General features: G+C 71.5%; 18 protein-coding genes. 6 read left to right on the top strand and 12 right to left on the bottom strand.

Going from position 1 to position 18,962, the window contains the following annotated elements; genetic code table 11:
• Nucleotides 1-88: 88 nt before the first annotated feature.
• Nucleotides 89-835, top strand: coding sequence for an arginase family protein (locus CRP55_RS30555; protein ID WP_097324183.1), 747 nt, complete (start codon nucleotides 89-91; stop codon nucleotides 833-835).
• Nucleotides 836-848: 13 nt separating this feature from the next.
• Here the strand turns inward: CRP55_RS30555 and CRP55_RS30550 are convergent, their stop codons facing one another.
• The 3 genes from CRP55_RS30550 to CRP55_RS30545 all read right to left on the bottom strand — a co-directional run bounded on the left by CRP55_RS30550 (nucleotide 849) and on the right by CRP55_RS30545 (nucleotide 2,349).
• Nucleotides 849-1,133, bottom strand: a complete 285-nt coding sequence (locus CRP55_RS30550; RefSeq protein WP_097324180.1) for a hypothetical protein — start codon at nucleotides 1,131-1,133, stop codon at nucleotides 849-851.
• Between the two features lie 25 nt (nucleotides 1,134-1,158).
• Nucleotides 1,159-1,323 (bottom strand): hypothetical protein, encoded by a 165-nt coding sequence (locus CRP55_RS53330; protein WP_179855394.1) that lies wholly within the window; start codon nucleotides 1,321-1,323, stop codon nucleotides 1,159-1,161.
• Between the two features lie 81 nt (nucleotides 1,324-1,404).
• Nucleotides 1,405-2,349 carry a carbon-nitrogen hydrolase family protein gene (locus CRP55_RS30545; RefSeq protein ID WP_218854738.1) on the bottom strand — a complete coding sequence of 315 codons (945 nt, stop codon included), beginning with the start codon at nucleotides 2,347-2,349 and terminating at the stop codon, nucleotides 1,405-1,407.
• Between CRP55_RS30545 and CRP55_RS30540 the strand changes: the two genes are divergently transcribed.
• Together CRP55_RS30540 and CRP55_RS30535 are read left to right on the top strand one after the other, a co-directional pair.
• Nucleotides 2,326-3,003: a hypothetical protein gene (locus tag CRP55_RS30540; RefSeq protein ID WP_143235008.1), complete on the top strand. Its 678-nt coding sequence runs from the start codon at nucleotides 2,326-2,328 to the stop codon at nucleotides 3,001-3,003. The genes CRP55_RS30545 and CRP55_RS30540 overlap by 24 nt on opposite strands.
• Before the next feature lie 100 nt (nucleotides 3,004-3,103).
• Nucleotides 3,104-3,715 (top strand): HAAS signaling domain-containing protein, encoded by a 612-nt coding sequence (locus CRP55_RS30535; protein ID WP_097324175.1) that lies wholly within the window; start codon nucleotides 3,104-3,106, stop codon nucleotides 3,713-3,715.
• On the opposite strand, the gene CRP55_RS30530 is transcribed toward CRP55_RS30535, so the two are convergent.
• On the bottom strand, nucleotides 3,712-4,830 hold the full coding sequence (locus CRP55_RS30530) for a flavin-containing monooxygenase (protein ID WP_097324346.1): 1,119 nt from the start codon (nucleotides 4,828-4,830) through the stop codon (nucleotides 3,712-3,714). The genes CRP55_RS30535 and CRP55_RS30530 overlap by 4 nt on opposite strands.
• Nucleotides 4,831-4,954: 124 nt before the next feature.
• Between CRP55_RS30530 and CRP55_RS30525 the strand changes: the two genes are divergently transcribed.
• Nucleotides 4,955-7,753, top strand: a complete 2,799-nt coding sequence (locus CRP55_RS30525) for an FAD-binding and (Fe-S)-binding domain-containing protein (RefSeq protein ID WP_097324171.1) — start codon at nucleotides 4,955-4,957, stop codon at nucleotides 7,751-7,753.
• Complete coding sequence (locus CRP55_RS30520; protein ID WP_097324168.1) at nucleotides 7,750-8,493, top strand: sulfite exporter TauE/SafE family protein; 744 nt, start codon at nucleotides 7,750-7,752, stop codon at nucleotides 8,491-8,493. The genes CRP55_RS30525 and CRP55_RS30520 overlap by 4 nt, the downstream gene beginning before the upstream one ends.
• On the opposite strand, the gene CRP55_RS30515 is transcribed toward CRP55_RS30520, so the two are convergent.
• The 8 genes from CRP55_RS30515 to CRP55_RS30480 all read right to left on the bottom strand — a co-directional run bounded on the left by CRP55_RS30515 (nucleotide 8,486) and on the right by CRP55_RS30480 (nucleotide 16,802).
• Nucleotides 8,486-9,811, bottom strand: a complete 1,326-nt coding sequence (locus tag CRP55_RS30515) for a hypothetical protein (protein ID WP_097324165.1) — start codon at nucleotides 9,809-9,811, stop codon at nucleotides 8,486-8,488. The two genes, CRP55_RS30520 and CRP55_RS30515, sit on opposite strands and share 8 nt — an antisense overlap.
• Nucleotides 9,811-10,929, bottom strand: coding sequence for an OmpA family protein (locus CRP55_RS30510; RefSeq protein WP_101536223.1), 1,119 nt, complete (start codon nucleotides 10,927-10,929; stop codon nucleotides 9,811-9,813). Before CRP55_RS30510 ends, CRP55_RS30515 begins: the two co-directional genes overlap by 1 nt.
• Nucleotides 10,930-11,021: 92 nt before the next feature.
• Nucleotides 11,022-11,834: a hypothetical protein gene (locus tag CRP55_RS30505; protein WP_097324145.1), complete on the bottom strand. Its 813-nt coding sequence runs from the start codon at nucleotides 11,832-11,834 to the stop codon at nucleotides 11,022-11,024.
• Nucleotides 11,831-13,960: a hypothetical protein gene (locus CRP55_RS30500; protein WP_097324143.1), complete on the bottom strand. Its 2,130-nt coding sequence runs from the start codon at nucleotides 13,958-13,960 to the stop codon at nucleotides 11,831-11,833. Before CRP55_RS30500 ends, CRP55_RS30505 begins: the two co-directional genes overlap by 4 nt.
• Nucleotides 13,961-14,030: 70 nt before the next feature.
• Nucleotides 14,031-14,777, bottom strand: coding sequence for an RIP homotypic interaction motif-containing protein (locus CRP55_RS30495; RefSeq protein ID WP_097324140.1), 747 nt, complete (start codon nucleotides 14,775-14,777; stop codon nucleotides 14,031-14,033).
• A 70-nt stretch (nucleotides 14,778-14,847) separates the two neighbouring features.
• Nucleotides 14,848-15,543 (bottom strand): Crp/Fnr family transcriptional regulator, encoded by a 696-nt coding sequence (locus CRP55_RS30490; RefSeq protein WP_097324137.1) that lies wholly within the window; start codon nucleotides 15,541-15,543, stop codon nucleotides 14,848-14,850.
• 15 nt (nucleotides 15,544-15,558) lie between these two features.
• Nucleotides 15,559-16,044, bottom strand: a complete 486-nt coding sequence (locus CRP55_RS30485; protein WP_143235007.1) for a Pycsar system effector family protein — start codon at nucleotides 16,042-16,044, stop codon at nucleotides 15,559-15,561.
• 71 nt (nucleotides 16,045-16,115) lie between these two features.
• On the bottom strand, nucleotides 16,116-16,802 hold the full coding sequence (locus CRP55_RS30480; RefSeq protein WP_245923487.1) for a Crp/Fnr family transcriptional regulator: 687 nt from the start codon (nucleotides 16,800-16,802) through the stop codon (nucleotides 16,116-16,118).
• Between the two features lie 135 nt (nucleotides 16,803-16,937).
• Between CRP55_RS30480 and CRP55_RS30475 the strand changes: the two genes are divergently transcribed.
• Nucleotides 16,938-18,932, top strand: coding sequence for an alkaline phosphatase family protein (locus CRP55_RS30475; RefSeq protein WP_097324132.1), 1,995 nt, complete (start codon nucleotides 16,938-16,940; stop codon nucleotides 18,930-18,932).
• Nucleotides 18,933-18,962 lie beyond the last annotated feature (30 nt).

Here is an 18,962-nt window from a genome sequence, read left to right as displayed (position 1 = left end):
GGCCTTCTGTCAGGGACGGTCGTGAAGGAACCACGGGGTGGATGTCCGGGACCACGAGGTCGGTGCGGCGTCTCGGTACGGTGGGGGGATGTCAGTGATCGGCGTTCCCTATCACCTCGACGAGTACCTGCCGGACCTGGACTTCGCGCTGCGGCCCGGCGCGATCGTGACCGCGGAGCCGGTCGGCGATGACATGTGGGCGCGGCTCGTCCCGCTGTATTCGGCGGTCGCGGCGGGGGTGGCCGAAGCCGCCCCTGCTCCGTCGGTGGTCGTGACGGGCGACTGTCTCACGGCGCTGGGGATCGTGGCGGGGCTTCAGCGTTCGGGCGCGGATCCGGGCATCGTGTGGTTCGACGCCCACGGCGACGTGCAGACGCCGGACACCACGACCTCCGGCTATCCGGCCGGCATGTCGTTGCGGCTCCTGACTCGCCACCGGCCGGAGTTGATCGCCGATCGGCTCGGCCTGCGCGCCGTTCCGGAGCGGCGGATGGTGCTGGCCGGTTCGCGCGATCTGGACCCGCCCGAGGTCGCCTACCTGGGCGATGCGGAGATTCGCCAGTGCGCGGTCGCGGACCTCGACGCGGCCGAGCTGCCGGACGGGCCGCTCTACGTCCACCTCGACATGGACGTCATCCGGCCGGCCGATGTGCCCGGCCTGCGCTTTCCGGCGCCGGGCGGGCCGTCGGCCGCGGAGGTGGCCGGCGCGCTCCGGCTGCTGATGGGCACCGGGCGGGTCGCGGCCGTGTGCCTCGCCTGCACCTGGGCGCCCGGGCACGGCGCGGCGGAGGCGATCGGCCCGCTTCTGGCGGACGCGCTGGGAGTCGAGCAGTAGCCACGGCCGGCCGTCAGGTGCGGTCCGGTGCGGAGGACTCGGCGCCGACCTCGGCGACATCCCAGACGACGCAGCGGACACCCTGGGGTTCCACGGCGCCCTGGGCCAGCATGGCGCCGTGGTAGCGGCGGGCGTTCTCCTCGTCGGCGTACACCTGGATCATGTGCCCGTCCAAGGTCCACGTGCCGTGGACGAAGCCGGGCGTGCCGACTTTGCTCGAGGCCATCAAGGGCACTTGAGCCCGCAAATCGTCGATGACCGACGGGTCGATCTCCCACACACCGATCACGGCCCACACGGCGGCCCTCCCCAAGCGCGCGGTGCTACTCCGCCCGTAGAGGCTTCGCCACCGTCTGCACCGGCGCGAACTCGGCCCGGAGCGGTTTGGCGTTCAGCGCGGCCGCGGCCGCGCCGAGGCCTCCGAGGCTCACGACCAGCGCCCCGGTCACCGCCAGCGCGCTGAGGGCACGGCTGAAGTTTCGTTTCATGTGTCGCCCCCGTTCTGGTTCGATTGCGCGGACCCTATACCCGGCGGCCCTTGATCGGACGGGACTGTCCTCGATCTGCCGTCAGATGGTGGTGCGGTCGGTGCTGCGGGGGTCGGTGATCCGGGCGGCGGTGTAGATGTCGCCGGCCCGGGCGGTCTCGCGCCAGGGGCGGGCCTTGGTGAGGGCCACGTCGAGGGCGGGGTCGGTGCGGTCGAGGTCGACGCAGATGACATCCGGGGCGTCCGTACGGGCGTGGCCCAGCACGTAGCCATGAGGACCGACCACTGCGGACGCGGCGGCGGGGGCGCACTGGGCGGGGACCGCGATGCTGACCCAGAAGTTGTTCGTGGCGGCGTGACCCCGGGCGATGACCTCGAAGATCGGGTCCTCGGAGTAGGTGGAGAACAGCACGCAGTCGACGCCGAGGGCGTGCTGCTCCAGCCACAGCTCGGGGAAGTTCACCTCGATGCAGAGCAGGCAGCCGAAGCGGAAGCCGTCCACCTCGAAGGTGCAGACGTGGTCGCCCGGGGTGTAGTAGCCGGTGATCTCGGAGTGGGACAGCAGGCGCTTGTCGTACCGGTCGGCCAGAGTGCCCTGATCGTTGATCACCCAGAGGGAGTTGTGCGGGCGGTGGCGGCCGGACAGGCGATGGTTGCCGCCGGCGACCACCCAGATGCCCAGCTCGGCGGCCAGTGCCATGGTGCGGCGCAGCTCGTCGGCGACCGGCTCCCAGTTGACGCGCCAGCCGGAGTAGTACGTCTTGGCCATGCCGGCGTAGCCCGACACCGCGCCCTCGGGGAAGTGGACCAGCCGTGCGTCGTGGGCGGCGGCCTCGCGCATCGCGGCGCGGACGGCGTGGCCGTTGGCGACCGGGTCGGTGGTGACCTCCGTCTGGGCGACGGCGACGCGAATCGCGTCTGATCGACGCGGTGAATCGGCGATTCGGCCGTCGCGTGCCCTCTCGGGGGAGGGCGAGCCTGAGGGCGGGGAGGAGGACCCGAGATGACTACCGATCTGTCCGTCCACGATCGCACCTGGTCCCGTCTGGAGCGCGCCACCGGCGCTGTCGGTCTGACATCGATTGTGCTCATCTTCGTCGCGGTCATTCCGATCGGCGACGGGGAGCCGCGCAACCAGGCCACCGTCGAGGAGGCCGCCCGCTACTACCGGGAGGCCGGTGAGGCCTGGCGGGAGCTGGCGTTCGGCCTCTTCCCGGTCAGCCTGATGGTGTTCCTGTGGTTCGCGGCCGGGCTCAGCCTGGTCCTGCGCCGGGTCGAGCCGGGGCCGCCGTGGCGGTCGACGGTGGCGCTGATGTCGGGGGTGCTCCTCGTGGCCTTCGGCATGGTCGACACCAGTTCCGTGGCGGCCGCCCACCGCGGTGACCTGATCGATCCGGTCCTGGCTGCCTACGCGTGGGACGTCGGCATCTTCGGCTTCGCCAACGCGTGGCTCGCCCTGGGCAGCTTCGCCCTGGCGTCGGGGCTGGCCGCGCGGGCGGGCGGCTTCCTGCCGCGCTGGCTGGCCTGGCTCGGCATCGTCAGCGGGGCGCTGCTCGTGCCGGCCCGGTTCATGTGGAGCTGGGAGGCGGTGTGGATCGTGCCGTACCTCGCCATGTGGGTCTGGATGATCATCACGTGCGTCTTGCTGATGCGGCGGCGCGGCGCATCGGCCGAAAGGTAGAGGGGGCGCGGGGGATTCCGTCCTCGGGTGGATGTTGGCATGGGCCGGGGGCGGCGAAGCTGTTTGCTATCGCGCCGGACCCAGCAACGGGGGAAGACAAATGACGACGGCACCGCTCGCACACACCGACGTTGTTGTGCTGGACTATCTGGCCGCGCTCTGGGCGCAGAGCGAAGACCTGGCGCCCGAGCTGCGTGACGAGCTCATGACGACGGTGGCGGACTACATCGCTGTGCGGCGGACGTCGCCCAGCGCGCCGCTCGAAGACCCGGCGGAGATCGTCCGCCGGTTAGGGCCGCCGGAAGCCCTGGTGGCGGCGGTGCGCCGTGGCAGCGTGCCGGCCCACATCCGGCTGCCGGCCCTGGTACCGACTCCTCCGCCGGCCGCCACCGGCGGGGGAGCGGCTCCCCGGGGCGGGGCGGCCGAGTTCACGGCGGTGGGGCTGATGACGGTCGGCGCGGTGCTGGTGCCGGTCGTGGGGCCGGTGGCGGGCATGCTGCTGGCCAGCGGGTCGCCGCATTGGCAGCCGGCGCAGAAGGCCACCGGCTGGGTGCTGACCATCGGCGCGGGGGCCGCGGCGTTCGGGCTCGCGATGTTCATGGCCGTGGCGGGCATCGGGGGCGCGGCGGCGCTGATGCTCTGCTACATGGTCATCACCGGCGGCTCGGTGATCGCCGGCTGGCGCATGTACGACGCTCTGCGCCGGCCCTAGCGGGTGGCGCTCACCGCGCGGGCCACGCGGCGGGACTCGATGGCCAGCTCGCGGAGCATGCCGCCGAGGGTCACGTGGTAGCCGATGAAGTACAGGCCGGGGCGGGCCGGCGGGCCGCCGTGGACCAGTGGGACGCCGGTGTCGTCGAACAAGGCCGGGTCGTCGAACAGGGTGGGCAGGCCGGTGCCGTAGCCCGTGGCCGCGACCACCACGTCCGGTGACAGGGCCGACCCGTCGGCCAGCCGGACCTCGGTCTCGGTGAAGGACTCGACCGCGGCGACCGGGCGGACCCGGCCGGCGATCACGTCGCGGACGATGCCCACGTCCTGCAACGGCACGTACCGCTGCGTGCGCAGGCGGGTCTTCAGGCCTTCGGTGGGGCGCTCCATCCCGTACCGGCGAAGGTCCGGCACCTCCATGCGGGCCATGGTCGCCGCCATCGAGTTGAAGACCGGCTCGGGCAGGCCGCTCAGCAGGAGCCCGTTCATCTGGGCGGGCCAGCCGGCCGTGGTGCGGCGGACGATGTGCGGTGGCGTGCGCACGGCCAGGCTGACCGAGGCGGCGCCGCCCTCGGCCAGGTCGGTGGCGATCTCGGCGCCGCTGTTGCCGGGGCCGACGACCAGCACCTTCTTGCCCTTGAAGGGCTCGGCGTTGCGGTAGGCGGACGAGTGGATCAGCGTGCCGGTCCACGACGGCAGGCCCGGCCACTGCGGCACCACCGGCGTGTGCAGATATCCGGTGGCCACGATCAGCGTGCGCGTCGTCTGCTCCGAGCCGTCGGCCAGCCGCAAGGACCAGCGCTCACCACCCGGCTTGACGGTCTCGACCGTGGTGCCGGTGCGGACGTCAAGGGCGAAGCGTTCGGCGTACGCCTCCAGGTAGCGCACCAGGTCGTCGCGGCGCACCCACCGGCCGTACTCGTGGGGGATCGGAAAGCCCGGAAGCCCGGACAGGCGGCGCACCGTGTGCAGGCGCAACCGGTCGTAGCGGCCCCGCCAGCTGGTCGCCACCTCCGGACCGCGCTCGAGGACGACGCTCTCCACGCCGTTCGCCTTGAGCTGGGCCGCCACGGCCAGACCGGCAGCGCCGGCGCCGAGCACAGTCACGTTCGCCATGGGCAGCAGTGTGATCGATGGCTCGACTGCCCGGTGCGCGGGGGTCGTCGCGGCGGCGACTACCATGGCGGCGACGCCCACAAGGCCGAGGACACCGCCGCTACGCGCCCCACTGGAACCGGACATGACAAGCGACACCGACCTGACCGACAGCCTGCGCCGGGCCGGTGTGGCCGACGTGCTCACCGACGCGGCGCACCGGTCGGCCTACTCGAGCGACGCCTCGCTGTACCGGGTGGTGCCGCGGGCGATCGTGCGGCCCCGGCACGACGACGACGTGGCGGCGACCCTGCGGGTGTGCCGTGAGCTGGGGATTCCGGTCACGGCCCGTGGTGCGGGCACGTCGGTGGCGGGCAACGCGATCGGGCCGGGCGTGGTGCTCGACTTCAGCCGGCACATGAACAAGGTGCTCGAGGTCGACCCCGAGACGCGCACGGCGCGGGTGCAGGCGGGCACCGTCCAGGCGACTCTTCAGGCGGCGGCCAAGCCGTACGGGCTGCGGTTCGGCCCCGACCCGTCGACCCACACGCGGTGCACGATCGGCGGGATGATCGGCAACAACTCGTGCGGCGCCCGGACGCTGGGCTACGGGCGTACGTCGGACAATGTCGTCGGTTTGAAGGCTTTGACCATCGACGGCGAGCGCTTGGTCACCGGGACCGAGACGTCCGGGGCCGACAAGGTCGTCGAGGAGCTGCGCAATGTCATCGGGGCCGACCTGGCGACCGGGCGCACGGAGTTCGGGCGGTTCGGCCGTCAGGTGTCGGGTTACGCGGTCGAGCACCTGCTGCCGGAGAACGGCTTCAACCTGACCGAGTTCCTGGTCGGCAGTGAGGGAACGCTGGCGGTCATCACCGAGGCGACCGTACGGCTGGTGGCCGACCCCACGTACCGCACGCTGGTTGTCCTGGGTTATCCCGATTTCGGTACGGCCGGTGACGTGATCCCGCAGATCCTCGGGTTCAAGCCGACGGCGTGCGAGGGCATCGACTCGCGGATCTGCGACGTGGTGCGCAGCCGTCGCGGACCGGGTGCCGTGCCGCCGCTGCCCGGTGGCACCGCCTGGCTCATGGTGGAGATCGCCGGCGAGGACCAGGACGAGGTTCGCGAGCGTACGTCGAGGCTGGTCGCGGCCTCGGGGGCGGTGGACTCGCGGGTGGTCGAGGACACGGCCGAGGCGGCGCCGCTGTGGAAGATCCGTGAGGACGGCGCCGGTCTGGCCGGCCGGGCGCCGAGCGGGCTGCCGGCCCACGCGGGCTGGGAGGACGCCGCGGTGCCGCCGGAGCGCATCGGTGCCTATCTGCGCGACTTCGACGTGCTGGTGGAGCGGCACGGGCTGAGCGCCATGCCGTACGGGCATCTGGGCGACGGCTGCGTGCACGTGCGGCTGGACTTCCCGCTGGACAAGCCGGGTGGGCCGGGCAAGTTCCGGGCGTTCCTGGAGGACGCGGCCGACTTGGTCGTCAGCTACGGCGGGTCGCTGTCGGGGGAGCACGGCGACGGGCGGGCCCGCAGCGAGCTGCTGACCCGGATGTACTCGCCGGCGGCGATCGACCTGTTCCGGCGGATCAAGCACACGTTCGACCCGGACAACCTGCTGAACCCGGGCAACCTGGTCGACCCCGACCCGGTCGACGCGAACATCCGGGTGTCGCAGGCGCGGCCGGTGACGGTTCCGCTGGCGCTGGCGTATCACGCGGACGGCGGGGACTTCAATCAAGCGGTGCACCGGTGCACGGGCGTGGGCAAGTGCCGGGCCGACACCACGGTGCTGGGCGGGGTGATGTGCCCGTCGTACCTGGCCACCAAGAACGAGAAGGACTCGACGCGCGGGCGGGCGCGCGTGTTGCAGGAGATGCTGGACGGCGATCTTGCGCCTGATTGGCGGGCGGAGGCCGTACACGATGCGCTGGATCTTTGTTTGTCCTGCAAGGGGTGTGCCTCGGACTGTCCGACCGGTATCGACATGGCGGCCTACAAGTCCGAGGTTCTGCATCAGAGTTACAAGGGGCGGGCGCGGCCTCGTTCCCATTACTCGCTGGGGTGGTTGCCTCGGTGGTCCCGGCTCGCTTCTAGAATGCCCGCTTTCGCCAACTTGATGACATCGTTGCCCGGTATCCGCAGGTTGGCGCTCTATTTTGCCGGCGTGGACAAGCGGCGGTCGATTCCGACATTTGCCCCTCGCACCTTCCGCTCGTCGTTTGTCGCGAAAAATACGGGCAAACCGGTGGTGTTGTTTGTGGACAGCTTCACCGATCACTTCTCGCCGGAGATCGCGCAGGCGGCGGTGGACGTATTGGTCGACGCGGGATATGCGCCGCAGGTGACCAGCCGTAAAGCTTGCTGCGGTCTGACGTGGATCTCGACGGGGCAGCTCGACGCGGCCCGGCGGATCCTCGGGGCCACCGTGGACGAGCTGCACAAATCGGTCAAGCAGGGGATTCCGGTCGTGGGGCTCGAGCCGTCGTGCACGGGTGTGCTGCGGCAGGACGCGGTCGAGCTGGTCGACAACGACAAGGCCCGTGACGTGGCCGCCGCGACCAAGACGGTGGCCGAGCTTCTTTCGGAGACTGACGGATATGAGCCGCCGTCGCTGGAAGGGGTGCGCGTCATCGCTCAGCCGCACTGCCACCACCACGCGGTGATGGGCTGGGACGCCGACGCCAAGCTGCTGAAGAAGGCCGGCGCCACCGTCAAACGGCTCGGCGGCTGCTGCGGCCTGGCCGGCAACTTCGGCGTCGAGCGCGGCCACTACGAGGTGTCGGTGCAGGTGGCCGAGCAGCAGCTGCTGCCCGCCCTGGACAAGGCCGAGGAGGGCGACATCTTCCTGGCCGACGGCTTCTCCTGCCGCACCCAGGCGGCCGACCTGGCCGACACGCCCGGCAAGCACCTCGTGCAGCTGTTGCGGGAGCACAAGCGCTGAGTGCCGCCGAGATCCTCGCCCTGCTCGGGGGCGGGCTGCTCGCCGGCACGGTCAACGCCGTGGCCGGCGGCGGCTCGCTGATCACCTTCCCGCTGCTCGTCGCGCTCGGCCTGCCCGGCGTGGCGGCCAACGTCAGCAACGCGCTGTCGGTGGCGCCCGGCTACGCCGCGAGCGCGTTCGCCGGACGGCCCGACCTCGTGGGCCAGGGCCGCCGCATCGTGACGATCATCCCGACGATCGTCGTCGGCACGCTCGGCGGCAGCTCCCTGCTGCTGTTCACGCCGCGCTCGGTCTTCGACTTCGTCGTGCCGTTCCTGCTGCTGGCGGCCGCGGCCATGATGGCGTTCCAGAAGCAGCTGCGCTCGCTGGCCGGCAAACCCAAGGACAACCCCGCGGTCTTCGTGCAGGTCGCGGTCTTCCTCTGCGGACTGTACGGCGGTTATTTCAACGCGGCGATGGGACTGCTCCTCATCGCCGCGCTGTCGCTCGTCCTCGACGAGACCCTGCGCCGGATCAGCGCCCTCAAGAACGTCTTCTCGGCCGTGGTCGGCGCGACCACCGTGCTGACCTACAGCATCTTCGGCCCGGTCAACTGGGCGGTCGTCGCCGTCCTGGCCCCGGCCACGATCGCCGGCGGGATCGTCGGGGCCCGCATCGCCCAGCGGCTACCGGCCGAGGCCCTGCGCTGGACCATCGTGGTCTTCGCGACGGTGGTGGCCGTGATCCTGCTGCTCACCTGAGCCCTTCCCCCGGCGGTTGCATGGCCAGGGCCAGCTGGCCGGTCGCCGCGCGCAGGGCCGCGGTCAGCCGCTCCTCGAGCAGGCTGGGCCGGTAGCGCTCGACGGCCTCACCCGCGTCACCCAGCACGAGGCTGCGCACGGCCGGCGCCGGCAACAACCCCTCGAAGATCACGCCCTCCCCGTCGGCCGAGGCGAACCGGGGCGCGATCGGGCCGGTGAGGCCGTGCCGGCCACGCTCGTCGGCGATCTCGGCCCACGCCTGCACGACATGCCGCCGGGAGTCGGCCGCCGCGTCCTCCACCGCGGCGTGGAAGTCCTGCCAGGCCGTGGTGTGCTCGCTCAGCTCGGCCCGAGCCTGACTCTCCAGCCGGGTCAGATCGGCGCCGCTCTTGGCCAGCCCCACCCGCGACTCGGTGTCCCGGTCCTTGAACGGGTTGTGCGCGCTCGCCTTGAAGGCCACGGCCGACACGGTCAGCAGCACCAGCAGAGCGGCCAGCGGACCGCGGAGCCGGTCGTCGAGCAGGGCGTCGCCGCGCAGCCAGGCCCACGAGCCCAGCACGCCGACCAGGGCCAGCAGGAAGGCGACGGGCAGCGGCCAACTGGGCCACGGCAGATCGCCGGGCCGCCGGGTCTCCACCGACGGCCGCCACCGCAGGAAGGTCCGGGACAGCACGACCCGCCAGTCGAGCCGGCCCCGGGTGGGCCGCCGCTCGGCCCGGTTGCGGTGACGCAGCAACGGAACCGCGAGCCAGCTGCCGGCCAGGATCAGCGCCATCGCGATGCCGAAGCCCGGGATGTACGAGATGCCGGTGTGCCACCACGGCGCGTCCTCTGGCACGTCGAGGGCGGTCTGGAACGTGCCCGCGAAGAAGGCGGTGTCGTAGGTCGCGCTGATCAGGATCAACGGCCAGACCAGCCACCAGCTCAGCCAGCGCGGCCGGGCCCGCCGGTCCTCCGCCCCGTCGCAGGCGTGCCGGTCGAGCACCCGGCGCCGGGAGCGGCCGGCCTCGCCGTGCCGGTGCTCGGCTGCGTACTCCTCGACCCGCCGCACCGCGGTCTCGCCCCGGTGCCAGGCGGTGATCAGGCGCCGGTGGGCCTCGCGGATGCCGTCGCGGGCGGCCACGATGGCGGCCTCGGCGGCCATGGTGGCCCGGGTGAGGCGGGCCGACTCGGCGTACGAGAGCTCGTTCCGGTCGTACGGCTCCTGCCTGTTTCCGGCCGGCATGAGAGGAAGGACGGGTGGGAAGCCGGCACCGCAGGGTTTGCTCGGATAGCGGCGGCCGTTGGAGGTCTCGCCGGGTCGCGTCATCTCGGTCATCAGGCCGGCCCGTCCTTCACCTTCATCGTGATCTCGACCCGCCGGTCCCGTTGCAGGCAGGGCTCGTTCCACTGACCGTTCGGCAGGGTGGCGGTGGTGCACAGTGGATCGGCCTCGCCGGCGCCGGCGCTGGTCACGTGGGGCAGGCCGGCCGCGGTCAGCACGGCGCGTACGCCGGCGGCCCGCCGCTGCGACAGGCCCAGGTTGTGCGCGGCGCTGCCGCGACTGTCGGTGTGCCCGGCGACGTGGATCGCGATCGGGTCGCGCCGGCGCAGGTCGTCGGCGAGCGCCCGGAGCCGGGCCTCGGCACCGGGGCGCAGGTCGGCCGAGTCCAGGTCGAACAGCTCCTCGGAGGAGAGGTTGAAGACCGGACCGGGGGAGATCGGGGGCGGCTCGTCGTCGGCCACAAAGGTCACCGGCGGGTCGGTGCGGGCGGTCTCGGCGGCGCCGTCGCCGCGGGCGACCGGGGCGGTGGAGATCTCGCACGACCGGGCCCGGGCGGCCAGACAGGTGCGCTGCCAGAGGCGCTGGAGGAACTCGACACTGCCGGTGGTGGGCGGCGGTACGCCGTCGGCGGGCTGGCCGACGCCGAGCATGACGAGGTTCTTGCCGGCCAGGGCGGACGGCCAGCCGTCGCGGCCCGGGCACTGATCGACGAGGTCGTCGATCCAGCGCGACTTGCCGGCCGACGGCGAGGCCAGGCTCAGACAGCCGGTGTTCCCGATCCCGTCGGTAGCGACGACCACGGTCCCGGGGCCGTCGGCCGCGGCGGCGTTGATCGCCCCACCGATATCTGATTTATCCGTCTGGGCGGGGCGGGAGACGGCCCGTACGGCCGCTTGCTTCAGGCATTCCTTGTAGTTCGCCCGCTGCTTCTCGCGGTTCTCCTCGCGGTTGGCGTCCGCCTTGGTCAGGTGGTCCTGCAGCGCCCACCTGACCGTGGAGGCCGACCCGTCGAACGAACCGATCGATACGACGTCCTCACGGCCGATCGCTTGGTCGAGGTAGGTCTCGAGTGCGGCGGCATAGGCGGGCGCGGTCCGGCCCACGCGAGCCGATCCGCTGACGTCGACCAGCACCGTCGTCGCTCCGGCCTGCCCGGCGCCGCGTCCGGCCATGCCCCGGCATACGTCCGGCGCGTCGGATCCGCAGGCGGCGGCCAGTCCGCCGAGAAGAGGAAGGAGGGCGACAGCGAATGCGCCGGCCCGGGTCATCGCGCCAACTCCGGCGGTTCGGTGTTCATCACCTTACTGATGAACTCGCGATCCTCCTTCTCCATCTGGCTCTGGTAGTCCGCCACCAACGAGGCGTAGAACTCCGCGATCTCGTACATGCCGAGTTGCCCGTGGTCCTTGGCGGCATTGGCCAGCAGCTCCGCCAGTTCCTGGCCGAGGAGCCGGCGCTGGCCGGCCAGCCGGTCCACTTCGGCCGAGAAGCGTGGATCGGCCAGCGCGGCGGCACTCAGCTTCACCGGGCTCACGCCGAGTTCGGTGAGAAGTCCCGACCACTTGAGGGTCAGCTCCCGGGCCAGCCGTACTCGCTGCCGGGCGAGCTCCGCCTCGCTGTCGGCGTCCACCTCCCGAAGGACGTACTGGTTGAGATGCTCGCGGACACGCGGGTCGGGTGTGACCCGGAAGTACGACGTGCAGCGGACCTGCCCGGCGCCGGCGGGGTAGCAGGTGGTGCCCAGATCACGCTGGATCACCCGCTCGGTCTCGGCCGCTTCGTGAGGCCCGTAGTTCCGGGCGATCTGCCATACCCGGCGGCGGTGCTCGTCCTCGACGCTGGGATGGTATTTCTCCGCCATCCGGACGACCTCGTCGAACAGCACGTTGTCGCCGGTCCACTCGTGCTCCACGCTCACGGTGAACTCGTGAACGTCGCCACGGCACATCGCGGCGATCGAGGCCGGCTGGCCCGGTGGCCGGTAGCTGATCTGTTCAGGGACGGCCGGCGGCTCTCCCCGGAACCAGTCTCTGATGCGCTGGAAAACTGACTTACGGGGCGGGCGTTCGCTGTTCATGGTCGGTCTCCGGGAAGCATGTCGTAGATCTGGGCGGCTGTGGCGCAGTTCTGTCGCCACTGCCGGAGGTAAAAGCGGCCCCGGTCATCGAGATAGGGCCAGTCCGCGACGATCAAGCGGCCGAGTTCCACGACGCGGGCCGCGATCTCGGCGTCCACGTCCGCGCAGCGCATCCAGATCCCCAACTCGTTCCAAGCGCGACGCATGGTCGTCGGGCCGGCGAGCGCGCCCCGCCACAGGTCCGCCAGATCTTGCGGTTCCAAGTCGGCGAGGAGAATCGGCCACTGCTGCCGGGGCGCCGGGGCGGCGAACTGGGCCAGGATGATCAGCGAACGGGCGGCGTGCACCCGTACTCGGTAGAAGCGGTCGGTGTTCCAGCTGAGCAGTGCGGCGCCGGTCGGCTCCGGGGCGCAGGAATAGAGGAACTTCATCGCGTAAGCCACCGACGCGCTTCCGTTGAGATCATTGCGGCTGGCCAGCACGTGCAGGTCGGCAAGCGCGTCCTCGGGCAGCGCGGCACCGAGCGAGGTGCCGTAGGCGCGCGCCGCCGAGTCATGGAGCTGGGGACTGCGGCTGCGCGTCCAGTCGCGGACCAGGGCCCGAACCCGCCACAGCAAACGACCCTCGTCGGCCAGCGCATCTATCGCCCAAGCCGCCGCCTGTCGTTGGACACCGCTTCCGGAGCGTGCCCACGGCCTGATCAGCAGACGCAGAACCTCGTCGAAATCCCGGGTGGCCAGTGCGCCTGCTGTATAGGCGGCACGCCGCTTGAGCGCTGGACGCTCGTCCTCCACCAACCGGTGCAGCCAGAACAGAAGCGGCAAGCGGACGCTGTCGAAGTCGTTCCAGACCACGTCGAGCACCTCGGCCGCGAACCCAGGGTCCACAAAATAGACACGGCGCGGATTGTCCGTGGACTTCAGCCGGGTCAGCACGGTGCCGTCGGGCAGCCGCAGCATGTGGTCGACGTCGGCGTCGAAGAGAGCCCGGCTCCGGTCGGCGCCGCCGCTCGCTTGATGGTCCAGAATCGCGAACAGGAGCTGTCCGGCTTCGAACACGTCAGTCAAGGGATGTCCGTCGAATGCGGCGTGCGCGATCTGCACCGCCTGCCGCCGCGGTGTCGGTGGTGACTCGACGGTCTTGCCGTCGCCCTTCACCAGGCGCGCGGCCAGTTCCCGGACCCGGGCCCGAATCCGGTTCAGGGCAGGCTTCAGGGCGGCGTCGGTGCCGTCCCAGGCGGCCAGCGCCCGAGCCAGGTCGGCGACCGCACCCGGCAGCGGATCGGCGGTAAGCCGCTTCTTGACCTCCTCATGTTCGCGGCACCGGCGGACGAGTTCCGTCGGATCAGCGGCGGAGGAGTCGCCGCGCTCGGCCCGCTTCCGCAGTTCGTAGAGCAGATGCCTGCGAAAGACCTCCTGCGCTGAGGCCGGTTCTATCGCCGCGTCGTACGGGTAGAGCGGCTGATCCAGATCGGCGCCCGGCTCGCCGAGAACGACCATGAACGCTTCCGCCTGCGTGGCGATGCCGGCCAGCGCGGCCAAGGTGGCCGGCTCCACCGGGCCGGGCGAGGCCAGTTCCAGGACGACGCCGAAAGCTTTGTAGTCGGCGAGCAGGTCGGTCTCCCCGGCCAGGGCGGTCAGGCGCAGGTCCGTCTGGCTGACCTGGAGACCGCAGACCCGGTCGGGACCGGCGGCGCGCCTCAGCAGCATCTCTGCGAACAGCCGCCGGCCGCTTCCCGGCGGGCCGCACAGGTAGAGCAGTCGGTGTTCGGTGAGGGTGTCGTAGCAATGCTGGTAGTTGCCGGGCCGGACGAAGACCTCGTCGGCGCGGGTGAACCAGTCCGGGCTGCGCTGGTAGCGCACGATCGCGACTTCGCGGCCGTTGCGGAGGTTGTAGACGTAGGTGCGTGCGTTGTCGCCGATGGTGGTGTACCCGCCGTCGGTCTTCACCCGGTAGCTTCGGTCCGGGCCGAGGTCGGCCCCGTCTTTTCCGTGTTCCCAGCTCGTGTCCGGCCGAGCCGGCCCGGTCTCGGGCGCCGTGTCCCGGTGGACGAAGTCGTCGAGGTTCCTCTTGATTTCGTCGCTCTCCGGCGCGCGAGGCTCCGCCTCCGCCGGCTGCGGTGGCACCTGGGCTTCCGGTTGTGGCTGTGGCTCCGGCGCGGCGGGTTGGGCCGATGGCGGCTGGGGCGGTGTCTCATCAGTCACGGCGGCCCACCCACATCTGGCCGTTGTCGCCGATCTGGACGCCCGAGGAGTCGTTCACCTGGACGCCGTATTTCGAGGCGGCGGGCGGCGCGGGCTTCGGAGCCGGTGGCGCCGAGGGGCGGGCCGAGGTGGCGGCCACGTGCGGCGGGTACGAATGGGGGACGTACAGCCAGGCCGTGCCGGCCCTGCCGTTGACGTCGACGGCGACCGCACGAAAGTTGGTGGGCTGGAGGCCGTTGGCGCCGTACGGGACCACGCGCTGGTAAATGTCGTCGGAGATGACAGCTACCACGGGCGCGTCCGGGAGCGCTTCTGTCGCCTCGCGGGCGGCCGCCGAGCTCTGCAGGCGGGCGGCGAGAACGAACGGGTCGCCGGCCCGGTCCACGCCGTCTTCGATCAACACGTCCCCGCCGGCCATACCGATCCGCAGCCGCAGCCGGTGATCCACCTCGGCGTCGTGCTTCTTGTTGCGGTTGTAGGCGGCCGCGGAGGAGTGGATGGTGTTCAAGAAGTCCCACAGCAGCCACGCCGCCGGAACGTCGGGCGGAGCGACGGTCACCTCACCGTCGCCGCGGTAGCTGCGGATCCAGCGCGAGGAGGACGACGACCTCTCGACGGCCTCGGCGATCACCGTTTCCACGGCGCGCCCGAGTTCGGCTTGCCGGGGAGGATCTCCCGCGCTCGAACCGACGACATCCGAGTTGATCACGATACCGGGGAGAGGCAGGTTGTCATTCATCGATATCCACCTTGATCACTATGAGGGTGTTCTCCACTGTGAGTTACCGGTACGGGGGTCGCCAACTGATCTACATCAGGCGATGCATAGTTGTGCGGGTGCCGGCAGCCGACGCCAGGCTGTCCAGGTCGAGGACGACGATTTCGCGATATTCCGTGCGGACACAGTCGCGACCAGCGAGTTTGCGGAGGGCTCGGTGGACCGAGACGGTTGAGGCACCGATCATCTGACCCAGCTCGCGCTGGGTGCGGCGTACGACGTGAGCACCGTTCTGGTCGTTACCCTGCGTGGCTAGGTGGTAGAGGGCGGCGGCCAGCCGCGACTCCACGTCGGAGCCGATCTCGACCTGACGGTTGTCCGCGGCGCGCAGGCGGTCGATGAGGGTGCGGGTCAGGTGGCGGTAGGCGCTGGGAAACTCGCGCAGGTAGCGGTCGAACGAGGCGGCGGGAAGGCTGTGCGTGACGACCAGGCCGGCCGCGATCACCGAGGCCGAGCGGTGCCGGCCGTCCACATACGCCATCTCGCCCAGCACGTCGCCCGGCACGCGCACCGCGATGCGCTGGGGACGGCGGCGCCGGTCGAGCATGAAGATCTCGACGCGGCCGTGCAGCACCACGAAGACGTCGCGGCCACGGTCCTGCTGGCGCAGCACGTAGCTGCCGTTGAGGAAGTCCTTGCGCTTGCCCAGGCGGAACAGCCCGATGCGCTCCTGGTCGGACAGCCCGGCCAGGAAGGTGCCGTCGTGGTATCTCTGGCGACCTTCCACCCTTCACCTCCACGATCAGAACACGGTGAACAGGACGAGGGCCCCGGCCGAGGCCCCGAACAGGGTGCCGATCCGCACGCACCGGTACTTGAGCACCGCGAGCCGGCTGAGCCGGCACAGCTGGGTGACCAGTGCAGGCATGTTGTCGGCGGCGGTCGCCTCGAGATGGCGGCGGACCGCGCGGGGGTCGCCGATGTGGTCGATGTGCCCGAAGTAGGCCACGAGGCGGGGATCGCCGGCGCCGGCCGTGCGGGGGAGCAGGGCCAAGGCCAGGGCGGCGAACGCGGCGGCCGCACACGTGGCGGCGGCCGCGATGAGCCAGGGCTCGGTCCGGTCGGCGTTCCACCACGCCGGCACGGTGACCGTCGCCGCGCCCAGGGCGGCGACCCACTGCGTCGCTTTGGCATCGGCCCGGCGTACCTCCTCGCGCACCTCGCCGAGCAGGCGCTCGGCGAGACGCACGGCGGGCGCCGGGACGGGGGTGGAGGGGGTTGTCGTCATCATCGCTCCTGAGTCCGGGGATGCGCTGGGTTCAGCGTCCGGCGGCCGGCCTGCACACGCGCCGCCATTCGTTACCTCCCCTCTGCCGACATCGACACAGAACGCGCGAGCGAGGCCAGCAGGTCCGGCCGCCGTACGACGATGCGGCGGCGGTGGGTGGTCACGATCTGCCGTTCGCGCAGCAGCCGCATGGTGCGGGCCGCGACCTCGCGGGAGACGCCGACCGCTGAGGCCAGCTCCTTCTGCGACAGCGGCAGGTCGATCAGCACACCGTCCGCGGCCGGCACCCCGTGCCGGGTGAGCAACTCGTGCAGCATGGCGGCCAGCCGGGCGTCGCCGTTGCTCTGCCCGTGCTGGGCGCGGCGCCGGTCGGACTCCCGCAGATGAGCGCCGAGGTGGCGGATCAGCGCGCGAGCGACCGGCCAGTGGTCGCGCAGGTGGCGTTCGAAGCTCTCGGCCGGCAGGACGACCACGGTCAGCTCGGTCAGGCTGGTGACCGTGGCCATCCGGGGCTCGGCGTCCACCGCGGAGAGTTCGCCGATGACGTCGCCCGGACCGCGCACGGCGAGCAGCGCCTCCCAGCCGTGCCGGCCGGTCATCGTGATCTTGACCCAACCGGTCTCGATGACCAGCACGTGCCGGGACGGGTCGCCGTGGTGGAGCAGCGTCGTGCCGGCGCGGTGCCGCCGCCGGGCGCCGGCGGCCAGCAGGCCCGCACGTTCGTCCGGCGACAGATGTGCGAGAAACGTTCCGGGCACCGTCGGCCCCCTCAGCTCATGGCGGTGTCTCCCCGTGCTCACTTCCTACGTGGGGCCGGGCCGGAATGCATCGGTCGATCAGCTACGCATAGTGTCTGCGCCATGACTTGGAGTGTTCTTTCGTAAGATCGTCGGATGGGTCTGCGCGCGGGTGGGCGGGACGTGCGGGACGCCGTGCTGGGGCTCGTGCCGACGGCGGTGGCGCTGCTGGTGGCGGCGGCGGTGCTCGACGGGCTGGCGTTCTCGTCGTCGTGGCTGGCTCTGCTGATCGCCACGGTGCTCGGCCTCGTGGACGCGGTGGTCCTGCCCGTGCTGCGGGTGCTGGCCGGGCGGGTCGGCGCGGTCATCTCGCTGCTGCTCGGCATCGCGGCCCAGGTCGCGGTGGTGGAGGCGGCGCTGGTGGTGGTGCCCGGCGTGACCGTCTCGGGCTGGGGCACGGCCGCCTGGACGCTGCTGATCGTGTCGGTCGTGCTGGCCGTGACCCGCTGGCTGGCCGGGGTCAACGACAGCTCGTACCTGGTCGCGGACCTGATCCACCGGGGGCGGGTGCGCCGCCGCTCGCCCGCCGGGGGTGGCGGCGAGGGCGTCGTGATCGTGCAGATCGACGGGCTGCCGTTCCCGGTGCTGGAGGTGGGCACGGCGGCCGGGACGCTGCCGACCCTGTCGCGGTGGATCCGTTCCGGCTCGCACGACGCGGCGCGCTGGTGGGCCCGGGTGCCGTCGACCACGCCGGCCGGCCAGGCCGGGCTGCTGCACGGCACCAACGACGGGATCCCGGCGTTCCGCTGGTACGACAAGGAGGCGGGCCGGCTCTTCGTGGCCAACCGGCCGGCCGACGCGGCCGCCGTCGAGGCCCGGCTCTCCGACGGTAGAGGGTTGCTGGCCGAGGGCGGCGTCAGCATCTCGAACATGTTCAGCGGGGACGCGCCGACCGCGCACGTGGTGATGAGCCGGGCCGGCAGCAGCTTCGGGCTCGGGCCGGGCAAGGCCTACGTACGCTTCTTCGCCAGCCCGTTCGTGCTGGTGCGGGCGCTCGTGCGGACCATCGGGGAGATGGTCAAGGAGTTGTACCAGGGCCGGCAGCAGCGCCTGCGCGGCATCGAGCCGAGGGTCTCGAGACACGGGTCGTACGTGGCGTTGCGCGGCCTGACGAACGTGCTGCTCCGCGACCTGAACGTGGCCCTGGTGGCCGAGCACATGATGGCGGCGGCGCCGGTCATCTTCGTGGACTTCGTCGACTACGACGAGATCGCCCACCACGCCGGCGTGCTGCGGCCGGAGTCGCTGGCCGCCCTGGCCGGGCTCGACGGGGTCCTGGCCACGCTGGAACAGGTCGCGGACGCGGCGCCCCGGCCGTACCGCTTCGTGGTGCTCTCCGACCACGGCCAGAGCCAGGGCGCCACGTTCCGGCAGCTCAGCGGGCGGGCCCTGGAGGACGCGGTGCGGGAGCACACCGGCGCCGGCAAGGCGTCCACGCTGGCCGACACCCGGGACGCGGAGGCGTGGGGGCCGCTCAACGCGATGCTCACCGAACTGCTCGGCAAATCGAAGCTCGGTCCCAACCCCGGCCACGGCGCCGCGCCCGACGGCGACCGGCCCGAGCTGGTCGTGGTCGGGTCGGGCAACCTCGGGCTGGTCTGGTTCCCGCGGCGGACGGGCCGGGTGCCGATCGAGGAGCTGGGGCGGCTCTTCCCGGGGCTGATCCCTGGGCTGCTGGGCGAACCCGGAATCGGGTTCCTGGTTGTGGACAGCGCACGTGGGCCCTTGGCGGTCGGACGTGAGGGCGTACACGTGCTGGAAGAGGGTTTGATCGAAGGCACCGATCCCCTCGCGCCGTTCGGGCCCCGGGCCGCGCGGGACCTGGCGCGGGTGGCGGCGATGGACAACGCGCCTGATGTGTACGTCCACTCGACGCTGGACGAGCGCACCCGGGAAGTGCACGCCTTCGAGGAACTGGTGGGCTGTCACGGTGGCCTCGGCGGCTGGCAGAACGAGGCCGTGCTGGTGCATCCGGCCGACTGGCCGCTGGAGCTCGAGCCGGGCGAGACGATGCTCTACGGGGCCGACGCCGTCCACCGGCAACTGGTCCGCTGGCTCGCCGACTGCGGCGCCCGGAAGTCGCTTCGCTGACCGAGCGCTGCGATCAAGGGCGTGGATGCA

This window comes from Paractinoplanes atraurantiacus (genome assembly GCF_900215205.1).
GTDB classification, from domain to species: Bacteria; Actinomycetota; Actinomycetes; order Mycobacteriales; family Micromonosporaceae; genus Actinoplanes; species Actinoplanes atraurantiacus.
This window is presented reverse-complemented; position numbering and strand designations above follow the sequence as displayed.

Bases quoted from the DNA above. Each gene is read 5' to 3' on its own strand.
- CRP55_RS30555 (WP_097324183.1), top strand. From the start codon at position 89: ATGTCAGTGATCGGCGTTCCCTATCACCTCGACGAGTACCTGCCGGAC.
- CRP55_RS53330 (WP_179855394.1), bottom strand. From the start codon at position 1,323: ATGAAACGAAACTTCAGCCGTGCCCTCAGCGCGCTGGCGGTGACCGGG.
- CRP55_RS30540 (WP_143235008.1), top strand. From the start codon at position 2,326: ATGACTACCGATCTGTCCGTCCACGATCGCACCTGGTCCCGTCTGGAG.
- CRP55_RS30535 (WP_097324175.1), top strand. From the start codon at position 3,104: ATGACGACGGCACCGCTCGCACACACCGACGTTGTTGTGCTGGACTAT.
- CRP55_RS30530 (WP_097324346.1), bottom strand. From the start codon at position 4,830: ATGGCGAACGTGACTGTGCTCGGCGCCGGCGCTGCCGGTCTGGCCGTG.
- CRP55_RS30525 (WP_097324171.1), top strand. From the start codon at position 4,955: ATGACAAGCGACACCGACCTGACCGACAGCCTGCGCCGGGCCGGTGTG.
- CRP55_RS30515 (WP_097324165.1), bottom strand. From the start codon at position 9,811: ATGACCGAGATGACGCGACCCGGCGAGACCTCCAACGGCCGCCGCTAT.
- CRP55_RS30510 (WP_101536223.1), bottom strand. From the start codon at position 10,929: ATGGCCGGACGCGGCGCCGGGCAGGCCGGAGCGACGACGGTGCTGGTC.
- CRP55_RS30505 (WP_097324145.1), bottom strand. From the start codon at position 11,834: ATGAACAGCGAACGCCCGCCCCGTAAGTCAGTTTTCCAGCGCATCAGA.
- CRP55_RS30495 (WP_097324140.1), bottom strand. From the start codon at position 14,777: ATGAATGACAACCTGCCTCTCCCCGGTATCGTGATCAACTCGGATGTC.
- CRP55_RS30485 (WP_143235007.1), bottom strand. From the start codon at position 16,044: ATGACGACAACCCCCTCCACCCCCGTCCCGGCGCCCGCCGTGCGTCTC.
- CRP55_RS30475 (WP_097324132.1), top strand. From the start codon at position 16,938: ATGGGTCTGCGCGCGGGTGGGCGGGACGTGCGGGACGCCGTGCTGGGG.